Origin of the sequence: Mycobacterium sp. UM_Kg27, from assembly GCF_000972905.1 — a bacterium.
Lineage (GTDB): Bacteria > Actinomycetota > Actinomycetes > Mycobacteriales > Mycobacteriaceae > Mycobacterium.
This window is the reverse complement of the sequence record NZ_JRMM01000041.1, coordinates 1-21,088: the sequence shown is the minus strand read 5'-3', so window position 1 is coordinate 21,088 and position 21,088 is coordinate 1. Positions and strand designations below refer to the sequence as shown.

The window sequence follows — 21,088 nt, the reverse complement described above, 5'->3', positions numbered from 1 at the left end:
TCACCATTGACGTAGCCGATCCGAGCGACCACCATGACCGCATGCGTTATGTCGTTACCGGCGGTACCGGGTTTATTGGGCGGCGGGCGGTGGCCCGAATTCTGAAGCACAGCCCCGATGCGCAGGTGTGGGTGCTGGTGCGCCGCACCTCGCTGGGCCGCTTCGAGGCCCTGGCAGCTCAGCACGGTCAGGCATGGGGCGAGCGGGTGAATCCGCTGGTCGGCGACCTGACGGAAGAGAATCTGGGGTTGACCGACTCGGCACTCACCGAACTGGGCGACATCGATCACGTGCTGCACTGTGCGGCCATCTACGACATCACCGCCGGCGCGGCCGAACAGCAGGCCGCCAACGTCGAAGGCACTCGCGCGGTGATCGGGCTGGCGAAGCGGCTCGACGCCACCTTGTCGCACGTGTCGTCGATCGCGGTGGCCGGCAACTACGCCGGTGAGTTCACCGAAGACGACTTCGACATCGGCCAGGAACTGCCGACCCCGTATCACCAGACCAAATTCGAGGCCGAAGCACTGGTGCGCTCGACGCCGGGACTGCGCTACCGGGTGTACCGGCCGGCGGTGGTGGTGGGCGATTCCCACACCGGCGAGATGGACAAGGTCGACGGGCCGTACTACTTCTTTCCGCTGTTGGCCAAGCTGGCGGCACTGCCCCGGCTCACCCCGATGGCGGTGCCGGACACCGGACGCACCAACGTGGTTCCGGTCGACTACGTCGTCGATGCGCTGATCGAGTTGATGCACGCCGACGGGTATGACGGGCGCACCTTCCACCTCACCGCGCCACGCTCGATCGGGCTGCCCGGCATCTACCGCGCCGTCGCGCGAGAGGCCGGGCTTCCGCCGCTACGCGCCACGCTGCCCGGCGCCGTCGCGGCCCCGGTGCTCAACGTCGGTGGGCGGGCCCGGGTGTGGCGCAACATGGTGGCCACCCAGCTGGGCCTGCCGGCCGAGGTACTCGACCTGGTGAACCTGCGGCCGACATTCGTCGCCGACGCCACCCGCACGGCGCTGGGAGACCGCGTCCGGCTGCCCGAGTTCGCCGACTACGCGCCGAGGCTGTGGCGGTACTGGGCGCAGCATCTGGATCCCGACCGCGCCCGCCGTGACGATCCGGCCGGGCCCCTGGTCGGCCGGCACGTCATCATCACCGGGGCGTCCAGCGGTATCGGCCGGGCCTCGGCGATCGCCGTGGCCGAACGCGGCGGCACGGTCTTCGCGCTGGCCCGCAGCGGCTCGGCACTCGACGATCTGGTGGCCGAGATCCGGGCCGGTGGCGGGCAGGCGCACGCGTTCACCTGTGACGTCACCGATTCGGCGTCGGTGGAGCACACCGTCAAGGACATCCTGGGCCGGTTCGGGCACGTCGACTACCTGGTGAACAACGCCGGCCGGTCGATACGCCGATCGGTGGTCAACGCATGCGATCGGATGCACGACTACGAGCGCACGATGGCGGTCAACTACTTCGGTGCGGTGCGGATGGTGCTGGCGCTGCTGCCGCACTGGCGGGAACGACGGTTCGGCCACGTCGTCAACGTCTCCAGCGAAGGGGTGCTGGCGCACAGCCCGAAGTACAGCGCGTACGTGCCCACCAAGGCTGCACTGGATGCGTTCGCCGACGTGATCTCGACCGAAACCCTCTCGGATCACATCACCTTCACCACCATTCACATGCCACTGGTGGCCACACCGATGATTGCGCCGACGGGGAAACTGCTCCCGGTCGGGGCGATCAGCGCCGAGCATGCGGCGGCCATGGTGGTGCGCGGGCTGATCGAGAAGCCGGACCGGATCGACACCCCGCTGGGAACTCTGGCAGAGGCGGGCAACTACGTCACCCCCAGGCTGGCGCGACGGGTCCTGCACCAGCTGTACCTGGGCTACCCGGACTCGGCCGCGGCACGCGGCGTGGCGCCCCCAGAAACCACCGAAGCCGTTGCACCCGCTGCGGCACACCCGACTCGACGGCGCCCGAAGCGGCCGTCGCGGGCGATCCCCCGGGTACGGACGCCCCGCCCGGTCAAGCGGGCGGTGCGGTTGGTTCCGGGCGTGCACTGGTGAGCCCGCGCTCGTGACGCTGCCCGTCTTCGCCGACTTCGATACCGGCGTCGACGACGCGGTCGCGCTGGTGTACCTGTTGGCCAGCCCGGATGCCGAGCTTGTCGGGATCGCCGCCACCGGCGGAAACGTTGCGGTGCAGCAGGTCTGCCGCAACAACCTGGCCCTGTTGGAGTTGTGCGGGGCGACCGGAGTCCCGGTGTCGCGGGGCGCCGACAGGCTGGCCCACACCGCAGAGAACAGCCACGGGCCGCAAGGGCTGGGGTACGCCGAGTTGCCGCCCGGCACCGGACAGCTCACCGGATACGACGCTGCTGCAGCCTGGGTCGCCGCCGCCCGGGAACATCCGGGGCAGCTGATCGGTCTGGCCACCGGCCCGCTGACCAACCTGGCATTGGCGCTGCGGACCGAACCCGCACTGCCCACGCTGCTGCGTCGACTGGTGATCATGGGCGGCACGTTCTCCGGCGAACGGTCCGGCTGGGCCGAGTTCAACATCGGATTCGATCCAGAGGCTGCCGCTGAGGTGTTCACGGCATGGGGAGCGGTTGCGCCGCAACGGCTCCCGATCGTGTGCGGCCTGGATCTGACCCGGCACATCGCGATCACGCCGGCCATCCTGGCGCGGCTGGCCGACAACCGCATTAATCCGGTGATCCGGATGCTCAACGACGCGCTGCGGTTCTATTTCGAGGCACACGAAGCACGCAGCCACGGCTACCTGGCGTATCTGCACGATCCGCTGGCCGCGGCGGTCGCACTGGACCCCACACTGGTGACGACTCGCCCGGCTGCGGTGCGGGTCGAGCTTGCGCCCGGCGATGCGCGCGGGCGGACGATCCCCGACTGGGATGCCGCACAGCCCAACGCACTGATCGGGGTGAGCGTCGACCCGGCGGTGTTCTTCGACCGATTTGTGCAGCGGGTCAGCGTATTCGCCGGCTCCCTTCCACCGAACGTGCGTTGAGGGTGATTCCGGAGCGGGGCGAATTCTCGTCCTGAGTACATGTTCGGTGTGGGCGCCGATCGGGACACTTGCCGGGGTTCACTCATACACCCCCTCCAGATACCACCGCCGCAGCCGGTAACACAGCAGCAGTGCCTGCCCGGGCGCCGCGCTTCCCGGCGAGTCCTCCAACAGCGCCTGGACTCGGGCGGTGCGCCCGGATCCCGGCCCCTGCCGCTGCGGATCCCACCACCGTTCGTCGACCGGCCAGGGACCGGCCCACCAGCGCAGCCGGTCTTCCCGGTCCCGGGCGACCAGCCACGCCGGGTCGGCCGAGAAGAGCCCCCGACCCGTCACCCTGATCGGATTACGTTCGGCGTCAAGCAGTTCCACCGGGTCGTCGAGTAGCACCGACGGCGAGGGTTCGGGGAGCCGGCCGGGCCACGGCTGGCGCGGGTCGGCCAGCGGCACCGGCTCGTCCCCCAGCGGGGTCAAGGTGATGCGCTCGGCGGGACCACGACCGCCGGAGAGCACCGGCACCCGCACCGCTTCGGGGCCGAGCAGGCCCTGCACCCGCACCAGGGCGCGGCGGGCACGCAACCGGTCCTCCTCCCCGAGCCCGCCCCACAGCGGTAACTGCAGCGCCTCGGTCGCCGATGCCACCTCCACCGGCTCCAGCCGCAACAGCGTCACCGGACCGGTGGGCCGATCTCGGGCGACGCGACTGTTCAACCAGCCGTCGAGCTGCCAGCGCACCCGATCCGCGGTGGCGTCCTCGGTCAACGGCTCGGCGCATCGCCACACCCGGGTCAGCTCTTCCCCGGTATCGGTGATGGCGTGAATGGCCAGCCGGGTGCAGCCGACCCCGGCAGCCATCAGCGTCCGGTGCAGTACACCGGCCAGTGAGCGCCCGGCGAACGCCGCGGCGTCGACCCGGTCGAGCGGCGGATCGCAGTGCAGCACCGCCTCGAGATCGGGCGTGGGCTCCCGCCCGGACGGCCCGCGTTCCGGCTCGGCGCGAGCGAACCGGTGCGCGGTGAGCGCGTCGGGCCCGAACCGCGAGGTGACATCCGGGCGGGGCAGCGCAGCGAATTGTCCGATGGTTCGAATTCCCAAGCGCCACAACAGGTCGATCAGGCCGTCCCGCCCAGGCCCGGACAGGCTGGGCTCGGCGGCCAGCTGCCGAATCGACAGCGCGGACAGGAAGCGGGCGTCTCCCCCGGGCGGCACCACAGCGCCGGCACGTGCGGCGAGCACCGCGGTGGAGAGCCCGTCGGCGATCCCGACCTGACATTCGACATCGGTCGCGGCCACCGCGTCGACAAGGCGTTCGGCGGCCTGTTCCTCGGAACCGAAGGCTCGCACCGCACCACGCACCGACACCACCAGCAGCCCGGGCCGCAACACCTCAGCAGCCGGCACCAGTTCGTCGACCGCAGCCAGGACCGGCTCAAACAGCCGGGCATCACGATCGGTGTCGGCGGCCACCACATGCAGCGCCGGACAGCGGGCCGCCGCTTCTCGGCGTCGCAGCCCACGCCGCACCCCCGCCGCACGGGCGCCCGCCGAACAGGCGATCACCCGGTTGGCCAGGGTGACCGCAATCGGCGCGGTGGCCGGCAGCCCCGCCGCGGCCGCCGCGGCGACCGCGGGCCAGTCCATGCACCACAGCGCCAGTACTCGAGAGTCGGCCATGGGAAGGCTCGCTACCCGGCCCTGGTCCGCCCGGCCGCGCGTCCGGCGGCCCGCACCTCGAGCCGCACCGCGCCGATCCGCCCGAAGCCGGAGATGGCGCCACAGCCCGTCATCTTGTCGCCTACGGTCTCATAGCCGCTCACCCGGGCGTCCAACTGCAGCGCCGCGCCTTGCCAGGTGCCGCCGGAGACCAGCAGGGCGCAGCCCCGGTGACGCGCGCGGGCCAGCACCACCCGGGTGCGCGCCGGCGGTACCGATCGGCCGCCCAGCCCGAGCACCACCAGATCCATGCCGTCCATCAGCACCGTGGCCACCTCCACCGGGTCGTTGCCGGGGTCGGGGATCACCGCGAGCCGGCTCAGGTCGGCGCCCATCTCGGAGGCGGCCAGCAGCCCGAGATCCGGCTGACCGACGATGGCTGCGTTGCCGCCGGCCGCCGTCACCGTGGCCACCATGCTGAGCATCAGCGAGCGGGCACCCGAGAGCACCACCACCGTGCCGCGCGGCAGTCCGGCGGGCAACACCCCGGCCAGCAGCGACGGGACCGGCAGCACCGCGTCGGCGGCCGGGGCCGCTGCAGCCGACAGTCCGGCCCCCCGCCGGCCCGCACCCACCTTGCCCGACACCGCCGCCATCTGCCGACGCAGCTGTTCCAGCTGTTCGGCGCGATTTTCTCCGGCACCATGGCGTTGCCCCACGTCCACCGCCGCCGTCATGATCGCCTCCGGAACACTCGAATATGTTCGAAACTATGTTCGATTGACCCGAGTGAACACTCCCCCACCGACAACCGTCAAGCCGGATCCTTCGGCGGCGCATCAACGGCCTCTCACGCCCCATCAGCACCGCGCCCCAGGCCATCGGCCGTCGACGATTGGTACATAGTTCAAAATATGTAACACTGTTCCGCATGACCCAATCCGTGGAGTCCGACGCGGCTACCGATGCGCTGCCCTTGGGACCGCAGTCCCTGGTGTGGCGCTACTTCGGCGACAACCGGATGTTCTTGATCGGGCCGCGGCCCGCGGTGCTGCAGAACATGCTCGCCGAGCTCGGCCAGGGCGTGCTGGACCACTCGGTGTTCTTCACCGACACCGCCGCTCGCATCAAACGCTCGCTGCCGCCGATCTTCATGACCGTCTACGGCGCCGAATCCGACAACCCCGGCCAGCAGGTGCGCGACTTCCACCTCAACATCAAGGGGACCATGCCGGATGGAAACCGGTACCACGCACTGGATCCCGAGACCTACTTCTGGGCCCACGCCACGTTCGTCGAGCAGGTGCTGTACTTCGCCGACACCTTCGTCAAGCGGCTGACCCCCGCCGAGAAGGAGCGGATCTACCTCGAATCGAAGACCTGGTATCGCCGCTACGGCGTCAGCGACCGGGTGATGCCGGCCGACTACGCCGAATTCGAGCGCTACTGGAATCAGATGCTGGACAAGGTTCTCGTCGACCACCCGACCGCCAAGTACGGCGTCGGCTATGTCACCAAGGGCTTCCCCTGCCCCAAGGGAGTGCCGCCGACACTGTGGCGGGCGATTTCGGTGGTCTTCAACCCGCTCGCGGCGTTTCTCACCACCGGCGGCATGCCGCCGAGCACCCGTGCCCAACTGGGCTTGCCGTGGAGTGATCGCCACGAGCGGCGCTATCAGCGGTTCGCCGCGGTCTGCCGGTCGCGGCCGGTCAACTGGGCGTGGGATCATTTGCCGATGCGACTGCGCTACAACCAATTCGCCTATGCCGGCTACGCCCGGGGCTGACCCGGCGACCACCGCCATCCTCGACGCCGCGGTCGTCGAGTTCGAGCAGCACGGCTTCCGGCGGGTCGCACTGGACGACGTGGCTCGCCGCGCCGGGGTCAGTCGCACCACCATCTACCGCCGGTTCGCCGGTCGCGATGAGCTGGTTGCCGCAGTCATCGACCGGGAGAACGCCGCGCTCTACGACGACATCGCCACCGAGCTGAAAAACTCTGGCGCCCAGTCGAATTACTATGTCGAGGCGTTCACGTCGGCAATCATGCAGTTTCGCCGACATCGGGTGCTCAACCGGATGATCACCGATGAGCCGGCGCTGGCGCTGGAGCTCTCCCGGCGGCACTACAGCGCGATCCTGGACCGCATGTCCGAAGCGCTGCGGGTGATCTTCCCGGCCGGGTTCGCCGAACGCCTCGGCCCGGCGGTGGTCACCGAATTGGCCGACACCGTCCTGCGATACGCGGCGCTGGCACTGTTATTGCCGTCGCGCGAACCGCTGGATTCCGTCGAGGACATCCGCACATTCGCGACCGAGCATTTCCTGCCCAGTCTTCCCGCGGCGCTGCGTGCGGTGCCGATATAGGCTCCCCCTCATCAGAGAGCCGCACCGACTCCCATCGAGGCAACCACCTCAGGCATGTAGCTCTCCGCGAGCACAGTCGCGATGGCCTCGACTTCAGGAGCAAGCGGATACATGTGGCGATACTGCAGAACCTGTTTGCCGATCAACCCGAGCCGCTCGGTGAACGTCGGCATGCGGCCCGGATCCAGCAACGGCGTGTTGAACGGCGCGCAGTCGGAACGCTGAAACTCGAAAGCGGCACTGATCCGCGGCGCGGCGCCAAGACGGCTGCCACGCCCGCCCCAATGCAGCACCGCCTGATTCCAGGCGAACATGGTGCCCGCCGTGGCCGGCAGCGCCCGAATGTCCTGGAGATTGCGGACCACCGTGTTGTCCGGCCCGTCCCAGCGACGTTCGACGAAACGATCATCGAGATGGGCGGGCAGCATGTACATACATCCATTGAGCGGCGTGGCGTCGGTGAACGGCAGCCACACGGTCAGCGTGTGAGGCGAGTTGTCGTCATCAAGGGTGTTGATCAACTTGTCCCGGTGCGGTCCCCAGCCGACGGCGTTGTCGTTGGGATTGACGTGCCAGACCCAGAAGTCGGGCAGCGCCTGGTACCCCTCGCCCATCACGCTGGAGAGGAACTCCGACAGCCCCTGGAAAGCCAGCCACAGCTCGTCGTAGACGAACGCGAAGGCCAACGGGATTCCTTGCTGGAACAGCGTCGACACGCCCGCGCGAATGGGCGCGATGGCCGCTTCCGGCAGGGCGTCGGGGACCTGGACGTAGCCCTCGCGCTTCAAGTTGGCCAGCTGGGTATCGAGCTCGCCCACCGCAGCGGACGGGCGGGCGCCCCCGGCTTCTATCGACATTTCCGGGCACAGTTGCGTCCAGAATTCGCGACGCTGCACGTCGGCAGCGGAAAGCGCAGCAATCATGGGGCTACTCCCACTCAATAGTGCCGGGTGGTTTGCTGGTGATATCCAAGACTACGCGGTTGACCTCGCGAACCTCATTGGTTATCCGAGTCGAGATCCGCTCCAGCACCTCGTAGGGCACTCGGGTCCAGTCGGCGGTCATGGCGTCTTCACTGGACACCGGGCGCAGCACGATCGGGTGGCCGTAGGTGCGGCCGTCGCCTTGCACCCCCACCGAACGGACATCGGCCAGCAGCACCACCGGACACTGCCAGATCTGGTGGTCCAGGCCGGCGGCGGTCAACTCCTCGCGGGCTATCGCGTCGGCCTGCCGCAGCGTCGCCAGCCGCTCACCGGTGACCTCGCCGACGATCCGGATGCCCAGTCCGGGACCCGGGAACGGTTGGCGGGCAACGATCTCCTCCGGCAGTCCCAACTCGCGCCCGACCGCGCGCACCTCGTCCTTGAACAGCAGCCGCAGCGGCTCGACGAGACTGAACTTCAGGTCGTCGGGCAGCCCACCGACGTTGTGGTGGCTCTTGATGTTCGCGGTGCCGGTCCCCCCACCGGATTCCACCACGTCCGGATACAGCGTGCCCTGCACCAGGAACTCGACGCCGCCTTGAGAAGCATCGTGGTCTCCCAAGGTGTCTCGCACCGCACCCTCGAAGGCCCGGATGAACTGGCGCCCGATGATCTTGCGCTTGCCCTCGGGATCCGACACCCCCGACAGCGCATCGAGGAAGACGGCGGCGGCATCTACAGTGACCAGCTTCGCGCCGGTGGCGGCGACGAAGTCGTTCTGCACCTGCTCACGTTCACCGGCGCGCAACAGCCCGTGGTCGACGAAGACACACGTCAGGCGGTCACCGATGGCACGCTGCACCAGCGCCGCGGCAACCGCCGAATCCACCCCGCCGGACAGTCCACAGATGGCATGGCCGTCGCCGATCTGTTCGCGCACCTGCTCGATCAGCGCATCGGCGATATTGGCGGGCGTCCAGGCCGCGTCGATGCCGGCGAACTCGTGCAGGAACCGGCTGAGCACCCGCTGCCCGTAGGGGGTGTGCAGCACCTCGGGGTGGTACTGCACCCCGGCGAGCCGGCGGGCGCGGTTCTCGAACGCGGCCACCGGGGCACCCACGGTGCCGGCCACCACGGTGAACCCGTCGGGCGCAACGGTCACCGCGTCGCCGTGACTCATCCACACCGGCTGGGTGCCCGGCAGGCCCGAGTGCAGTTCTCCGCCGGTCACCGTCAGTTCGGTGCGGCCGTACTCACTGGTCCCGGTGTGCTCGACGGTGCCGCCGAGCGCCGCCGCCATGGCTTGAAAGCCGTAGCAGATGCCGAACACCGGAAGGCCGAGGTCAAACAGCGCCGGATCGAGCTGGGGCGCGCCCTCGGCGTAGACGCTGGCCGGCCCGCCGGACAGCACGATCGCCAGCGGATTGCGCGCGGCGATTTCTTCGACTGTCGCGGTGTGCGGGATGACCTCGGAGAAGACCCGCGCCTCCCGAACTCGGCGGGCGATCAATTGGGCGTACTGCGCGCCGAAGTCGACGACCAAGACGGGACGAGACGATGGTGATGACACGCACAGAGTGTAGTGGCGGCAAAAGTCAGCCGGACCAACGGCGGGCATGGTGAAGTGGAAGGACGCCGCAACGGAAGAAGGAGGACACGTGCTGGGTCTGCCCGAAACGGTGCGTGCCTGCCTGTTCGACCTCGATGGAGTCCTCACCGACACCGCCAGCGTGCATACCCGCGCCTGGAAGACCATGTTCGACACCTACCTGTCTGCGCGCGCCGAACGCACCGGCGAACCGTTCGTGCCGTTCGACCCGGAAGGTGATTACCGGCGCTTCGTCGACGGTCGCAAACGCGACGACGGAGTGCGCGCGTTTCTGGCCAGTCGCGGCATCACGCTGCCCGACGGCGCCGACGACGACCCACCCGATGCCGAGACCGTGCACGGTCTGGGCAACCGCAAGAACGCGGCGTTCCGTGAGACGCTGCGTGCTGACGGGGTGGAGGTCTTCGAGGGATCCCGTCGCTACCTGGCAGCGGTCACCGCGGCGGGCCTGGCCACCGCGGTGGTGTCGGCCAGCGCCAACGCCGGCGAGGTACTGGCGCTCACCGGTCTGGAGACGTTCATCGCGCAACGGGTCGACGGCGTGACGCTGCGCACCGAACACATCGCGGGCAAGCCCGCACCGGATTCGTTTCTGCGGGCGGCGCAGCTGCTCGGCGTGTCCCCCACGGCGGCTGCGGTATTCGAAGACGCGCTGTCGGGGGTGGCGGCCGGTCGAGCCGGCGGGTTCGGCTTCGTGGTGGGCGTCGACCGGGTGGGCCAGCGCGATGAGCTGCTCAGCCACGGCGCCGACGTCGTCGTCACCGATCTGGAAGAACTGTTGTGAAAGCGAGCCGATGATCGCGCAAGATTACTTTCCGATAGAACCGTGGCAGATCCGCGAGACCCACCTCGACCTGGATCTGCTGGGGCAGACGGAGTCCCTGTTCGCCCTGTCCAACGGGCACATCGGCCTGCGCGGCAACCTCGATGAGGGCGAACCGCATGGCCTGCCCGGAACCTACCTGAACTCGTTCTACGAGGTGCGGCCGCTGCCGCACGCCGAGTCCGGATTCGGCTACCCGCAGGCCGGGCAGACCGTGGTCGACGTGACCAACGGCAAGATAATCCGGCTGATGGTCGACGACGAACCGCTGGACGTCCGCTACGGCGAGCTGATCGAACACGAGCGGATCCTCGATCTGCGCGCGGGCACCCTGACCCGCCACATCCACTGGCGCTCACCGGCGAAGAAGCAAGTCAAGGTGCATTCGACCCGGCTGGTGTCGCTCGCGCAGCGCAGCGTCGCCGCCATCGAATACGTCGTCGAGGCGGTCGATGAATTCGTCCGTGTGACAGTGCAATCCGAGCTGGTCGCCAATGAGGACCAGCCGCCGACCTCCGACGACCCGCGGGTTGCGGCGATCCTGGAGAACCCACTGGAGGCCGTCGAACGCGAGAACACCAACACCGGTGCGGTACTGGTGCACCGCACCCGCGCCAGCGAACTGATGATGGCCGCCGCCATGGATCACGAGGTCGAGGTACCCGGGCGGGTCCAGGTCTCCACGATAGCGATCCCCGACGTGGCGGCGACCACCGTGGTGTGCGGACTGCGTCCCGGGCAGAAACTGCGCATCGTCAAATACCTGGCCTACGGCTGGTCCAGTGAGCGGTCCAGGCCCGCGCTGCGCGATCAGGCCATCGCGGCGCTGACCGGCGCCCGCTACAGCGGCTGGCAGGGGCTGGTCGACGCCCAACGTGCCTACCTCGACGAGTTCTGGGACGGTGCCGACGTCGAGGTCCACGGCGACCCGGACTGCCAGCAGGCGGTCCGCTTCGCGCTGTTCCACCTGCTACAAGCCAGCGCCCGCGCCGAACGCCGCGCCATCCCCAGTAAGGGCCTGACCGGCACCGGCTATGACGGCCATACCTTCTGGGACAGCGAGAGCTTCATCCTGCCGGTGCTGATCTACACCGCTCCGCACGCCGCGGCCGATGCGCTGCGCTGGCGGGCGACCACGCTGGATCTCGCGCGCGGGCGCGCCACCGAGTTGGGGCTGTCCGGCGCGGCTTTCCCGTGGCGGACGATCCGTGGCCAAGAATGCTCCGGGTACTGGCCGGCGGGCACCGCCGCCTGGCACATCAACGCCGATATCGCGGCGGCGTTCGAGCAGTACCGGGTGGTCACCGGCGACCCCTCGGTGGAGCAGGAGTGCGGGCTGGCGGTGCTGGTCGAGACCGCGCGGCTCTGGCGCTCGCTGGGGCACCACGACCGGCACGGGGTGTGGCACCTGTACGGGGTCACCGGTCCCGACGAATACACCGCGATCGTTCGGGACAACGTGTTCACCAACCTGATGGCCGCCCATAATCTGCGCACCGCCGCCGAGGCATGCGCCCGCCACCCCGATGCCGCCCACGAGTTGGGGGTCACCACCGAGGAGATGGCGGGCTGGCGGGACGCGGCCGACGCGGCGCACATTCCCTACGACGAGGAACTCGGGGTGCATCCGCAGTGCGACGGGTTCACCACGGCCGCGGAATGGGACTTCGACACCCGCAACACCTACCCACTGCTACTCAGCGAACCCTATGTGCGGCTGTACCCGGCCCAGGTGGTCAAGCAGGCCGATCTGCTACTGGCCATGCAGTGGCGCAGCCATGCGTTCACCGACGAGCAGAAGGCCCGCAACGTCGACTACTACGAGCGGCGCACGGTACGGGACTCGTCGCTGTCGGCGTGCACCCAGGCGGTGATGTGCGCCGAGGTGGGACACCTGGAGTTGGCCCACGACTACACCTACGAGACGGCGTTCGTCGACCTGCGCGATCTGCACGACAACACCCGCGACGGCCTGCATATGGCGGCGCTGGCCGGGACCTGGCTGTCATTGGTGGCCGGGTTCGGCGGCCTGCGCGACGACGCCGGCGTGCTGTCGCTGGATCCCGCCCTGCCGGACGGAATCTCACGGCTACGGTTCGGGTTGCGCTGGCGGGGGTTTCGGGTGACGGTCGACGCCAACCACAGCAAGGTCACCTACACGCTGCGCGATGGCCCCGATGGCCGACTGACGATCAACCATGCCGGCGAGGAGGTCGAACTGAGTACGCGGTCCCCGACGACGCTGCCGGCCCGTCGGCGCGAACCGCTGCTGCCCACTCCGACGCAGCCGCCCGGCCGCGAACCCATGCACCGCCGGGAAGTCGCGCGGTGATCGCTCAGGCGATACCGGAGGACCAGCGCAGCGCACCGAAGGCGCTGTCGGGCACCGCCGGGTTCTTCGGCGCGATCGGGTCGAGCCGCCGGTAGGCCTCGCCCTGGGTGGGCCGCAGGTCGGCCTCGCCCTTGTTGGGCCACAGCGATGCGGCCCGCTCGGCCTGCGCGGTGATCGACAGGGACGGGTTGACGCCGAGGTTGGCCGACACCGCCGCGCCGTCCATCACCGCCAGGGTCGGGTAGCCGTACACCCGCTGGTAGGGGTCGATGACGCCGTGCTCGGGGCTGTCCCCGATCGCCGCCCCGCCCAGGAAGTGTGCGGTGAGCGGAATGTTGAACAGCTCGCCCCAGGTACCGCCGGCCACGCCGTCGATCTTGGCGGCGATGCGGCGGGTGACCTCGTTGCCGACCGGAATCCAGCTCGGGTTCGGCTCGCCGTGGCCCTGCTTGCTGCTGTAGCGGCGGATGCCCAGCTTGCTGCGTTTGGTGAAGGTGGTGATCGAGTTGTCCAGATGCTGCATGACCAGGGCGATCACGGTGCGCTCACTCCAGCCCCGGGGGTTGAGCAGCCGCAAAATGTTGCGGGGGTCTTCGCCGGCTTGGTTCAGCAGCTGGCGCCACCGCGGGGTGTCGGTTCCTTGCGGACCGGAACCATCAGTCATCAGGGTCTGCAACAACCCCATGGCGTTGGAGCCCTTGCCGTAGCGGACCGGTTCGACGTGGGTGTCGGCGGTGGGGTGGATCGAGGAGGTGATCGCCACGCCGTGGGTCAGGTCCAGGTCCGGGTTGACCTTCAAGGTGGCCGCGCCCACGATCGATTCGGAGTTGGTGCGGGTCAGCACGCCCAGCTTGTCGGAGAGCTTCGGCAGCTTGCCCTTATCGCGCATCTTGAACAACAGCCGCTGGGTGTTGTAGGTGCCGGCGGCCAGGATCAGGTGCCGGGCGGTGAAGGTCTTGCGGTGCCGGCGCGCGCGCAAGCCGGTTCGTACCGTCGTCACCTGCCATAGCCCGTCGGCCCCCTGCTCGAAGGCGGTCACCGTCGTCATCGGATGCACCTGTGCTCCAGCCGATTCCGCCAGATACAGGTAGTTCTTGACCAAGGTGTTCTTGGCGCCCCAGCGGCAGCCCGTCATGCATTCGCCGCACTCGATACAACCGGTGCGTTTCGGGCCCGCGCCGCCGAAGTACGGGTCGGCCACGGTCTTGCCCGGCTCCTTGGCACCGTTGGCGCCGTCCGGGCCGAAGAACACCCCGACCGGGGTGGCCACGAAGGTGTCGCCGACCCCCATCTCATCGGCGACCTGCTTGACGATGCGGTCCGCGTCGGTGAAGGTCGGGTTCTTGACCACGCCGAGCATCCGCTTGGCCTGGTCGTAGTGCGGCATCAACTCGGCGCGCCAGTCGGTGATGTGCGCCCACTGCTTGTCGGCGAAGAACGGCTCCGGCGGTACATAGAGCGTGTTGGCGTAGTTCAACGACCCGCCGCCGACCCCGGCGCCGGCCAGCACCATGACGTTGTTGAGCAAATGAATGCGCTGAATGCCGTAGCAACCCAGCTTCGGCGCCCACAAAAACTCGCGCAGATGCCAGGAGTTCTTCGCGAAATCCGCGTCGGCGTAGCGGCGGCCTGCTTCCAGCACGCCGACCCGATAACCCTTCTCGGTCAGCCGCAACGCGCTCACGCTGCCGCCGAAACCCGAGCCGATGATCAGGACGTCGTAGTCAGGCTCCATCGCATCAGTATGCCCTACCCGGTACCCGCGGTAGCAGGGTCGCCGAGGCTACATTTCGTCGCGGTTTTCGTCTCCCGGAGACAAAGACAGGGCCGAAATCAGGAACCGACGGTCAGGCCGACCTTCTGGAACTCCTTGAGGTCGCAGTAGCCGGCCTTGGCCATCGCGCGACGCAACCCGCCGACCAGGTTCAACGAGCCGAACGGGTCGTCGGAGGGGCCCTCGAGCACCTGCGCCAGACCGGGCCGCTCCCCGTAGGCGACCTGCATCAGCGCGCCACGCGGCAGGGAGGGGTGGGCGGCAGCCGACGGCCAGTACCAGCCGTCGCCCTGCGCCTCGGCCGCGCCGGCCAGCGGCGTGCCCAGCACCACCGCGTCGGCGCCGCAGGCGATCGCCTTGGCCAGATCCCCGGACGTGTGGATGTCACCGTCGGCCAGCACGTGCACGTAGCGCCCGCCGGTCTCATCGAGGTATTCGCGGCGCGCGGCGGCCGCGTCGGCGATCGCGGTGGCCATCGGCACCGAGATGCCCAGGACTTCGTCGGAGGTGGTCACCCCGGAGGTGGACCCGTAGCCGACGATCACCCCGGCCGCGCCGGTGCGCATCAGGTGCAGCGCGGTGCGGTGGTCGATCACCCCGCCGGCCACCACCGGGATGTCCAGCTCGGAGATGAAGGTCTTCAAGTTGAGCGGTTCCCCGGCTCCGTCGCGGTCCACGGCGACCCGCTCGGCGGAGATGATGGTGCCCTGGATGACCAGTAGGTCGACGCCCGCGGCCACCAGCGCCGGGGTCAACGCTGCGGCGTTCTGCGGGCTCACCCGTACCGCGGTGGTCACCCCGGCCTCGCTGATGCGCGCCACCGCGGCGCCGAGCAGTTCGGGGTTCAGCGGCGCAGCGTGCAGCTGCTGCAGCAGCCGGATCGCCGCCGAGGGCTCAGGTTCTTTGGCGGCCGCTTCGATCACCTGGGCGATCTTGGCCTGGACGTCGGCGTGGCGGCCGATCAGTCCTTCGCCGTTGAGCACCCCCAGCCCGCCGAGCCGGCCCAGTTCGATGGCGAACTCCGGGGAGACCAGCGCGTCGGTGGGATGGGCCAGGACCGGCATCTCGAACCGGTAGGCGTCCAGCTGCCAGGCGGTGGACACGTCCTTGGAGGAACGAGTACGCCGGGATGGCACGATGTTGATGTCGTCGAGTTCATAGGTCCGGCGGGCGGTGCGGCCCATGCCGATCTCAACCATGTCACGCATGACGGGTCAGCCTCGTTTCTGTTGCTCTGCTTGTCTGCGCGCAGACGCGGGGACGAACGCCTGCTCAGCGCACGTAGTAGTTGGGGGCTTCGACAGTCATGGTGATGTCGTGCGGGTGGCTTTCCTTCAGGCCCGCGGCGGTGATGCGCACGAACTGTGCCTGCTGCAGCGCCTCGATGGTGGCCGAACCGGTGTAGCCCATCGCCGCGCGCAGCCCGCCGGTGAGCTGGTGGATGACCGTGCTCAGCGGGCCCCGGAACGGCACGCGGCCTTCGATGCCCTCGGGCACCAGCTTGTCCTCGGAGAGCGCGTCGTCCTGGAAGTAGCGGTCCTTGGAGTAGGACTTGGCTCCACCGCGGCCCTGCATGGCACCCAGCGAACCCATCCCGCGGTAGCTCTTGAACTGCTTGCCGTTGACGAAGATCAGCTCGCCGGGCGATTCGGCGGTGCCGGCCAACAGCGAGCCGAGCATCGTCGTCGAGGCGCCGGCGGCCAGCGCCTTGGCGATGTCGCCGGAGTACTGCAGCCCTCCATCGGCGATCACCGGCACACTGGCCGGGGCGCAGACGGCGACGGCTTCCATGATGGCGGTGATCTGGGGGGCGCCCACCCCGGCCACCACCCGGGTGGTGCAGATCGAGCCGGGGCCCACCCCGACCTTCACCGCGTCGGCACCGGCCTCGACCAGCGCGGCGGCGCCACTTCGGGTAGCAACGTTGCCGCCGACCACGTCGACCCGCTCCCCCACTTCGGCTTTGAGCTTGCCCACCATGTCCAGCACCCCGCGGTTGTGGGCGTGTGCGGTGTCCACGATCAGCACATCCACCCCGGCGTCCACCAGCGTCATCGCCCGGACCCAGGCGTCGTCGCCAACACCCACCGCGGCGCCGACCAGCAGTCGACCGTCGCTGTCCTTGGTTGCCAGCGGGTGCTGCTCGGTCTTGACGAAATCCTTGACGGTGATCAGTCCGGTCAGCTTGCCGTGGCCGTCGACGATCGGCAGCTTCTCGATCTTGTGCCGGCGCAGCAGCCCCAGCGCGGCGTCGGCGGAGACACCCTCCTGTGCGGTGATCAGCGGCGTCTTGGTCATCACTTCGGCGACCGGCTTGTTCTGGTCGACCTCGAAGCGCATGTCCCGATTGGTGATGATGCCAACGAGTTGGCCCCGCGAGTCCACTACCGGCAGCCCGGAGATCCGGAAGCGGGCGCACAGCGCGTCCACCTCGGCCAGGGTGTTCTCCGGTGTACAGGTGACCGGGTCGGTGACCATGCCGGCCTCGGACCGCTTGACGGTCTCGACCTGGCCGGCCTGCTCGGTGACGGGCAGATTGCGGTGCAGCACGCCCATGCCACCGGCGCGGGCCATCGCGATCGCCATCCGGGCCTCGGTGACGGTGTCCATCGCGGAGCTGACCAGCGGCACCTTGAGGGCGATGTTGCGCGTGAGCCGACTCGCGGTGTCGGCGGTAGCCGGCACCACGTCGGATGCCGCCGGAAGCAGCAGGACGTCATCGAAGGTCAGCCCCAGCATCGCGATCTTGGGGGACTGTCCGTCGAGCGCGCCACCGGCATATACCGCATCGTCTTGCGGACCCATGGCACCAGTCATCGGAGCGCTGACCTCTGTTTTGGACAACCAACGGCCATCTGGGAGCCTCCACTACAAAACCGGGGTGAGAATTCCATCTTAATGGCGGCGCGCAGCCGCCTTCGCCCGCCACCACCCTTGGTCTCCGGGCGGGCCCCTTGGCCCACCGCTGGCGTTCTGTCAGGGCTACTGCGTACCCTGATGGGCGTGCGTGACCACCTGCCACCCGGTTTGCCGCCCGACCCGTTCGCCGACGATCCGCATGACCCGTCTGCCGCACTGGACGCAGTCGAACCGGGCCAGCCGCTCGACCCGCAGGAACGGACCGCAGTCGAGGCCGACCTCGCAGATCTGGCGGTCTATGAAGCGCTGCTGGCGCACAGAGGAATTCGCGGCCTGGTGGTCTGCTGCGACGACTGCCAACAGGACCACTACCACGACTGGGACATGCTGCGCGCCAACCTGCTGCAGCTGCTGATCGACGGCACCGTCCGCCCGCACGAGCCGGCCTACGACCCGGAGCCGGACAGCTACGTGACGTGGGATTACTGCCGCGGTTATGCCGATGCGTCGCTCAACGGGGCGACCTCGGAAGCCGACGGCTACCGCTGATCAGGTCGCTGCCAGTTTCCACCGCGGTGGACCACCAGCTGCGCGGCGTCGTCACGCAGGCCGCGTAACTCTGCTGCCGTGTGCGCGCCGGCGGCGTCGTTCAAATCGGCCAGCATGCACGCCAACGCCCATTGCAGGGGAATCAACCCCAGCCGGCCGGTGTGCTGCAGTGCGGCCTCGGCCACGGCGCGTGCTCGGTCGAGGTTCCCCGCGCAACACAGCGCGCCGGCCAGCACCACCTGACTTTTCACCCGGTGTCGCGTCATACCGTCGCTCACCAGCTCGCACGCCTGCTCGGCATGGCGCACCGCGGCGACTCCATCGCCGGTGACCATCGCCAGTTCCGCGGTCACCCAATGCCGGCGCACCGCCAGGCGCGCCGGCGCGGTGGACGGCTCCGGTTCGGCGCGGGCCAGCAGTGCCGCCGACGCCGCGAAACGCCCCACTCCGAGGGCGTCGGCGGCCAGCCCGACCAGCGCATCGGCGCGGGCTTCAGGGTCGACTTCGCGGTCATTGAGGGCCAGCGCCAGCGCCCGGCCGTCGAAGACGCGGGCCCGATCGTGACCGCCGAGTTGGCGCAGGAACGAGCCCCGGGTGCTGTATGCCAGGGAGGCCAGCGGCCCGGCCGGCACCTCGCGCAACAACGCCGCCAGATCGGCGGCGGCACTGGCGTAGCGCCCTTGGCCTCCGGCCGCGACGGCACGCAGCCACCGCTGCCGGGGATTGGTCGCCGCCGGCAGGGGCCAGCGGCCGGGTTCGTCGCCGAACGCGGCGGCACCGAGGACTGCATTCGGGTCGTCGATCATCGCTGCGCGACGTTACGCGGTACCGCCTTCACATAACCACTCCACAGAATGCGGAATAACATCCACTCTCACGGAAACTCCACTCTTTTAGGCCAGCCTTTCTTAACCATCGCGTTGGTTTTACTTCAGATCGTTTAGTTACCGTCCCTTCGGCGCCGGAAGACAGCCGGCGCTGTTTTACGCGCACCACCCACCGCTCGACAAGCCGCATCCCCAAAGATCCGGCCCCAACAGCGTTTTGAGAGGGGTTCCCATGCCACAGGTTGAGCAATTGCCCGGCCGCAACGCGGACGTATGGGATTGGCAGCTTCGGGGAGCGTGTCGAGGGGTCGACTCATCGGTGTTCTTCCCGCCCGACGGAGAACGCGGCCGCGCCCGGGCCCAGCGCGAGCAGAACGCCAAGAAGTGGTGCCGCAATTGCCCGGTGCTGGAACAGTGCCGGACGCACGCACTCGCCGTAGGTGAGCCCTATGGCATCTGGGGCGGCATGTCTGAAGCCGAGCGGCACGCCGCACTGCGCTGCAACCTGCGCCCCAGCGGCTAATCGCTGCCCGACCGGCCGCGGCGTCACATCCGCGGCTCGTGGGCACCCTGAGCAGCCCCCGGGTTTCCCGGGGGCTGTTCGCCCCACTGCACCTCCCCCGGCGAGGCGATCGTTACGTGCAGCAGCGGTGTGATCGCTGAGTTGAGCGCAGATCACTCGGTTCTGGCGATCACCGGCCACCTGCGCCATTACGCTTTCTTTCGGCAGCCCGCGGGCCTGCGGGGGAAAGAAGAGCAAGGAGTGCCCGGTGAGAAAGCACCTGCTGTTCGGAACCATCGCAGCTGGGTCCGCCGTCGGCCTCATCGGCGCACCCATCGCGAGCGCTGATGACGAGGGATTCCTCAATGAACTGCGGTCCAATGGATTCCCGGGCCTGACGCTGGGCGACCAGCAGCTGCCCGACGGCGTGGTGGTGGCCAACGGTTGGATGGCCTGCAACCGGCTGCGCCTGGGTGAGAAGCCCGAACAGACACTGGCCCAAGTGAACCCGAACGACGTCGACAAGGGACGCATGCTGATCAATGCCGCGCAGCATCACCTGTGCCCCGACACCCTCTAACAGCCCTGCCAGTCGCCCGCCCGATGACCTCGCGCCGCTGTTTCAACGAATTCTTCTGACACCGATAGGCACCAGCACGCCAGTGCTGGTGCCTATCGGTTCCGAACGTGAGATCAGCCGTGCGGCGCCTCAGATATCTTGCTCTCCGGCTTGCCCAGCGTCTTGCAGTAGGTCGATACCGACAGGCGCGTGGCCGAGATCTCCAGATTCGATGGATCGGCACCGCTCTTGTCTTTCAGCATCTTGGTGATTTCGTCGTCCTGCTTCTTCTCGTCCTGTTCGACGAAATCCTTGCACTTGGTGTCGCCGCCGGTGTTGATCACCTGCGAAGCCGAGCAACCACTGGAAATGAGCACGCCCAGTGCGAGGGCGGCAAATGCAATGCTTTTCATTCTCGTCACTCCCTACGCCTCGCGCCCGAATAGGCGCACCAGCCAAAGCAGGATGATCGCGCCCAATATTGCGGTGAACAGGGTGAACCACCAGCCGCCGCTCGCCGTATCCACGACGAAGCTGAGCAGGAACCCGCCGATCAACGCTCCGACTACGCCCACGATTACGTCGGTGAACAGGCCATATTTGGTCTTCATGGCCATACCCGCGATCCAGCCGGCGATAGCGCCGATCACGATGTAGCCGATCCACCCCACACTGGTCAACGTCGTGGAACGGGCCAAGAATTCGGTGGCCGCCACTGCGTTCATGGTGATCTCCTTTTCGACACCTTTAGCGCCGTTGAGGTCAACGCCGCGGAGGATTCATACCCGTTTCACGCGGAGACTAATCACCACTCGCGCGCTCTTCACAGTTGAACCGGAAATGAATTGATAACCGATGCAAATGCATTCGCCCGCTCCGAGTTATGTCGCACCCTTCGGCAGGTGGCAGGCGAACCGCTTCGGCCAGCCAAAGTCAGCTCGCGCCCGCCGCGATCACGTCGTTGACCTCGACGGCGCGCGCGGCCATCTCGGCATGAGCCCGGTCCAGGGATTCAGCTTGATCCTCATCGGCCTTCATCAACGCCTCGATGTCGAAACCGGCCATGTCGAGCACACCCATGTCTCGGAATGCCTTCTGCACCTTGGTGCCCCACAGCCCGATGTCCTTGACGATCGGCACGATGCGGCTGAACAGGTGCGAACGGAACTGGATCATCAACGGTGACGAGTCGACCCATTCCGCGCACTCTTTGACGTTCATGCCAAGGGTCTCAAAGACCTCCTCCCCTGTCTCTTATACACATCTG

19 protein-coding genes and 1 pseudogene are annotated in these 21,088 nt (G+C 68.3%); 9 read left to right on the top strand and 11 right to left on the bottom strand.

Features of this window, described 5'->3' with window-relative positions:
- Positions 1–41 precede the first annotated feature (41 nt).
- Together LI94_RS09030 and LI94_RS09025 are read left to right on the top strand one after the other, a co-directional pair.
- Complete coding sequence (locus tag LI94_RS09030; protein WP_046300977.1) at positions 42–2,078, top strand: SDR family oxidoreductase; 2,037 nt, start codon at positions 42–44, stop codon at positions 2,076–2,078.
- Positions 2,079–2,088: 10 nt separating this feature from the next.
- The gene (locus LI94_RS09025) at positions 2,089–3,042 is read left to right on the top strand and encodes a nucleoside hydrolase (RefSeq protein ID WP_046300976.1); all 954 of its coding nucleotides are present in this window, start codon (positions 2,089–2,091) and stop codon (positions 3,040–3,042) included.
- Between the two features lie 78 nt (positions 3,043–3,120).
- On the opposite strand, the gene LI94_RS09020 is transcribed toward LI94_RS09025, so the two are convergent.
- Together LI94_RS09020 and LI94_RS09015 are read right to left on the bottom strand one after the other, a co-directional pair.
- Complete coding sequence (locus LI94_RS09020) at positions 3,121–4,716, bottom strand: DNA polymerase Y family protein (protein WP_082105707.1); 1,596 nt, start codon at positions 4,714–4,716, stop codon at positions 3,121–3,123.
- 11 nt (positions 4,717–4,727) lie between these two features.
- On the bottom strand, positions 4,728–5,432 hold the full coding sequence (locus LI94_RS09015) for a hypothetical protein (protein WP_024440355.1): 705 nt from the start codon (positions 5,430–5,432) through the stop codon (positions 4,728–4,730).
- Between the two features lie 194 nt (positions 5,433–5,626).
- Here LI94_RS09015 and LI94_RS09010 point away from each other — a divergent pair, with 194 nt between their 5' ends.
- The gene (locus tag LI94_RS09010; RefSeq protein WP_046300974.1) at positions 5,627–6,481 is read left to right on the top strand and encodes an oxygenase MpaB family protein; all 855 of its coding nucleotides are present in this window, start codon (positions 5,627–5,629) and stop codon (positions 6,479–6,481) included.
- Positions 6,459–7,061 carry a TetR/AcrR family transcriptional regulator gene (locus LI94_RS09005; RefSeq protein WP_024440353.1) on the top strand — a complete coding sequence of 201 codons (603 nt, stop codon included), beginning with the start codon at positions 6,459–6,461 and terminating at the stop codon, positions 7,059–7,061. The genes LI94_RS09010 and LI94_RS09005 overlap by 23 nt, the downstream gene beginning before the upstream one ends.
- A gap of 11 nt (positions 7,062–7,072) precedes the next feature.
- Here the strand turns inward: LI94_RS09005 and LI94_RS09000 are convergent, their stop codons facing one another.
- Both LI94_RS09000 and guaA read right to left on the bottom strand, forming a co-directional pair.
- Positions 7,073–7,984: a phytanoyl-CoA dioxygenase family protein gene (locus LI94_RS09000; protein WP_024440352.1), complete on the bottom strand. Its 912-nt coding sequence runs from the start codon at positions 7,982–7,984 to the stop codon at positions 7,073–7,075.
- 4 nt (positions 7,985–7,988) lie between these two features.
- Complete coding sequence (gene guaA / locus LI94_RS08995; RefSeq protein WP_046300973.1) at positions 7,989–9,557, bottom strand: glutamine-hydrolyzing GMP synthase; 1,569 nt, start codon at positions 9,555–9,557, stop codon at positions 7,989–7,991.
- A gap of 46 nt (positions 9,558–9,603) precedes the next feature.
- Between guaA and LI94_RS08990 the strand changes: the two genes are divergently transcribed.
- A complete protein-coding gene (locus LI94_RS08990; RefSeq protein ID WP_046300972.1) occupies positions 9,604–10,380 on the top strand; it encodes a beta-phosphoglucomutase family hydrolase in 777 nt (258 codons plus the stop codon).
- 10 nt (positions 10,381–10,390) lie between these two features.
- A complete protein-coding gene (locus tag LI94_RS08985) occupies positions 10,391–12,751 on the top strand; it encodes a glycoside hydrolase family 65 protein (RefSeq protein ID WP_024440349.1) in 2,361 nt (786 codons plus the stop codon).
- Between the two features lie 4 nt (positions 12,752–12,755).
- Here LI94_RS08985 and LI94_RS08980 read toward each other — a convergent pair whose 3' ends face one another.
- The 3 genes from LI94_RS08980 to guaB all read right to left on the bottom strand — a co-directional run bounded on the left by LI94_RS08980 (position 12,756) and on the right by guaB (position 17,330).
- Positions 12,756–14,486 (bottom strand): GMC family oxidoreductase, encoded by a 1,731-nt coding sequence (locus tag LI94_RS08980; RefSeq protein ID WP_046300971.1) that lies wholly within the window; start codon positions 14,484–14,486, stop codon positions 12,756–12,758.
- 98 nt (positions 14,487–14,584) lie between these two features.
- Complete coding sequence (locus tag LI94_RS08975) at positions 14,585–15,724, bottom strand: GuaB3 family IMP dehydrogenase-related protein (RefSeq protein ID WP_192830945.1); 1,140 nt, start codon at positions 15,722–15,724, stop codon at positions 14,585–14,587.
- A 73-nt stretch (positions 15,725–15,797) separates the two neighbouring features.
- Positions 15,798–17,330: an IMP dehydrogenase gene (gene guaB, locus LI94_RS08970; RefSeq protein WP_046300970.1), complete on the bottom strand. Its 1,533-nt coding sequence runs from the start codon at positions 17,328–17,330 to the stop codon at positions 15,798–15,800.
- A 198-nt stretch (positions 17,331–17,528) separates the two neighbouring features.
- On the opposite strand from guaB, the gene LI94_RS08965 reads away from it, so the two are divergent.
- The gene (locus LI94_RS08965) at positions 17,529–17,933 is read left to right on the top strand and encodes a DUF5319 domain-containing protein (protein WP_024440345.1); all 405 of its coding nucleotides are present in this window, start codon (positions 17,529–17,531) and stop codon (positions 17,931–17,933) included.
- Here LI94_RS08965 and LI94_RS08960 read toward each other — a convergent pair.
- Positions 17,924–18,739: a hypothetical protein gene (locus tag LI94_RS08960; RefSeq protein ID WP_046300969.1), complete on the bottom strand. Its 816-nt coding sequence runs from the start codon at positions 18,737–18,739 to the stop codon at positions 17,924–17,926. The genes LI94_RS08965 and LI94_RS08960 overlap by 10 nt on opposite strands.
- A gap of 253 nt (positions 18,740–18,992) precedes the next feature.
- On the opposite strand from LI94_RS08960, the gene LI94_RS08955 reads away from it, so the two are divergent.
- Both LI94_RS08955 and LI94_RS08950 read left to right on the top strand, forming a co-directional pair.
- The gene (locus tag LI94_RS08955; protein WP_046300968.1) at positions 18,993–19,283 is read left to right on the top strand and encodes a WhiB family transcriptional regulator; all 291 of its coding nucleotides are present in this window, start codon (positions 18,993–18,995) and stop codon (positions 19,281–19,283) included.
- 247 nt (positions 19,284–19,530) lie between these two features.
- Positions 19,531–19,842 (top strand): DUF732 domain-containing protein, encoded by a 312-nt coding sequence (locus LI94_RS08950; RefSeq protein ID WP_046300967.1) that lies wholly within the window; start codon positions 19,531–19,533, stop codon positions 19,840–19,842.
- Between the two features lie 113 nt (positions 19,843–19,955).
- On the opposite strand, the gene LI94_RS08945 is transcribed toward LI94_RS08950, so the two are convergent.
- From LI94_RS08945 to LI94_RS08935, 3 genes and pseudogenes are all read right to left on the bottom strand, one after another.
- Complete coding sequence (locus tag LI94_RS08945; protein ID WP_046300966.1) at positions 19,956–20,234, bottom strand: hypothetical protein; 279 nt, start codon at positions 20,232–20,234, stop codon at positions 19,956–19,958.
- A gap of 12 nt (positions 20,235–20,246) precedes the next feature.
- On the bottom strand, positions 20,247–20,546 hold the full coding sequence (locus LI94_RS08940; protein ID WP_024440340.1) for a GlsB/YeaQ/YmgE family stress response membrane protein: 300 nt from the start codon (positions 20,544–20,546) through the stop codon (positions 20,247–20,249).
- A 208-nt stretch (positions 20,547–20,754) separates the two neighbouring features.
- Positions 20,755–21,069 (bottom strand): annotated as a pseudogene (locus tag LI94_RS08935) (aminobenzoate oxygenase); the annotation flags it as partial.
- Positions 21,070–21,088: the final 19 nt, after the last annotated feature.

Bases quoted from the DNA above. Each gene is read 5' to 3' on its own strand.
- LI94_RS09000 (WP_024440352.1), bottom strand. From the start codon at position 7,984: ATGATTGCTGCGCTTTCCGCTGCCGACGTGCAGCGTCGCGAATTCTGG.
- LI94_RS08975 (WP_192830945.1), bottom strand. From the start codon at position 15,724: ATGGTTGAGATCGGCATGGGCCGCACCGCCCGCCGGACCTATGAACTC.
- LI94_RS08940 (WP_024440340.1), bottom strand. From the start codon at position 20,546: ATGAACGCAGTGGCGGCCACCGAATTCTTGGCCCGTTCCACGACGTTG.
- LI94_RS09010 (WP_046300974.1), top strand. From the start codon at position 5,627: ATGACCCAATCCGTGGAGTCCGACGCGGCTACCGATGCGCTGCCCTTG.
- guaB (WP_046300970.1), bottom strand. From the start codon at position 17,330: ATGGGTCCGCAAGACGATGCGGTATATGCCGGTGGCGCGCTCGACGGA.
- LI94_RS08960 (WP_046300969.1), bottom strand. From the start codon at position 18,739: ATGATCGACGACCCGAATGCAGTCCTCGGTGCCGCCGCGTTCGGCGAC.
- LI94_RS08945 (WP_046300966.1), bottom strand. From the start codon at position 20,234: ATGAAAAGCATTGCATTTGCCGCCCTCGCACTGGGCGTGCTCATTTCC.
- LI94_RS09030 (WP_046300977.1), top strand. From the start codon at position 42: ATGCGTTATGTCGTTACCGGCGGTACCGGGTTTATTGGGCGGCGGGCG.
- LI94_RS08980 (WP_046300971.1), bottom strand. From the start codon at position 14,486: ATGGAGCCTGACTACGACGTCCTGATCATCGGCTCGGGTTTCGGCGGC.
- LI94_RS09020 (WP_082105707.1), bottom strand. From the start codon at position 4,716: ATGGCCGACTCTCGAGTACTGGCGCTGTGGTGCATGGACTGGCCCGCG.
- LI94_RS09015 (WP_024440355.1), bottom strand. From the start codon at position 5,432: ATGACGGCGGCGGTGGACGTGGGGCAACGCCATGGTGCCGGAGAAAAT.
- LI94_RS08990 (WP_046300972.1), top strand. From the start codon at position 9,604: ATGGTGAAGTGGAAGGACGCCGCAACGGAAGAAGGAGGACACGTGCTG.
- LI94_RS08955 (WP_046300968.1), top strand. From the start codon at position 18,993: ATGCCACAGGTTGAGCAATTGCCCGGCCGCAACGCGGACGTATGGGAT.
- LI94_RS09005 (WP_024440353.1), top strand. From the start codon at position 6,459: ATGCCGGCTACGCCCGGGGCTGACCCGGCGACCACCGCCATCCTCGAC.
- LI94_RS08985 (WP_024440349.1), top strand. From the start codon at position 10,391: ATGATCGCGCAAGATTACTTTCCGATAGAACCGTGGCAGATCCGCGAG.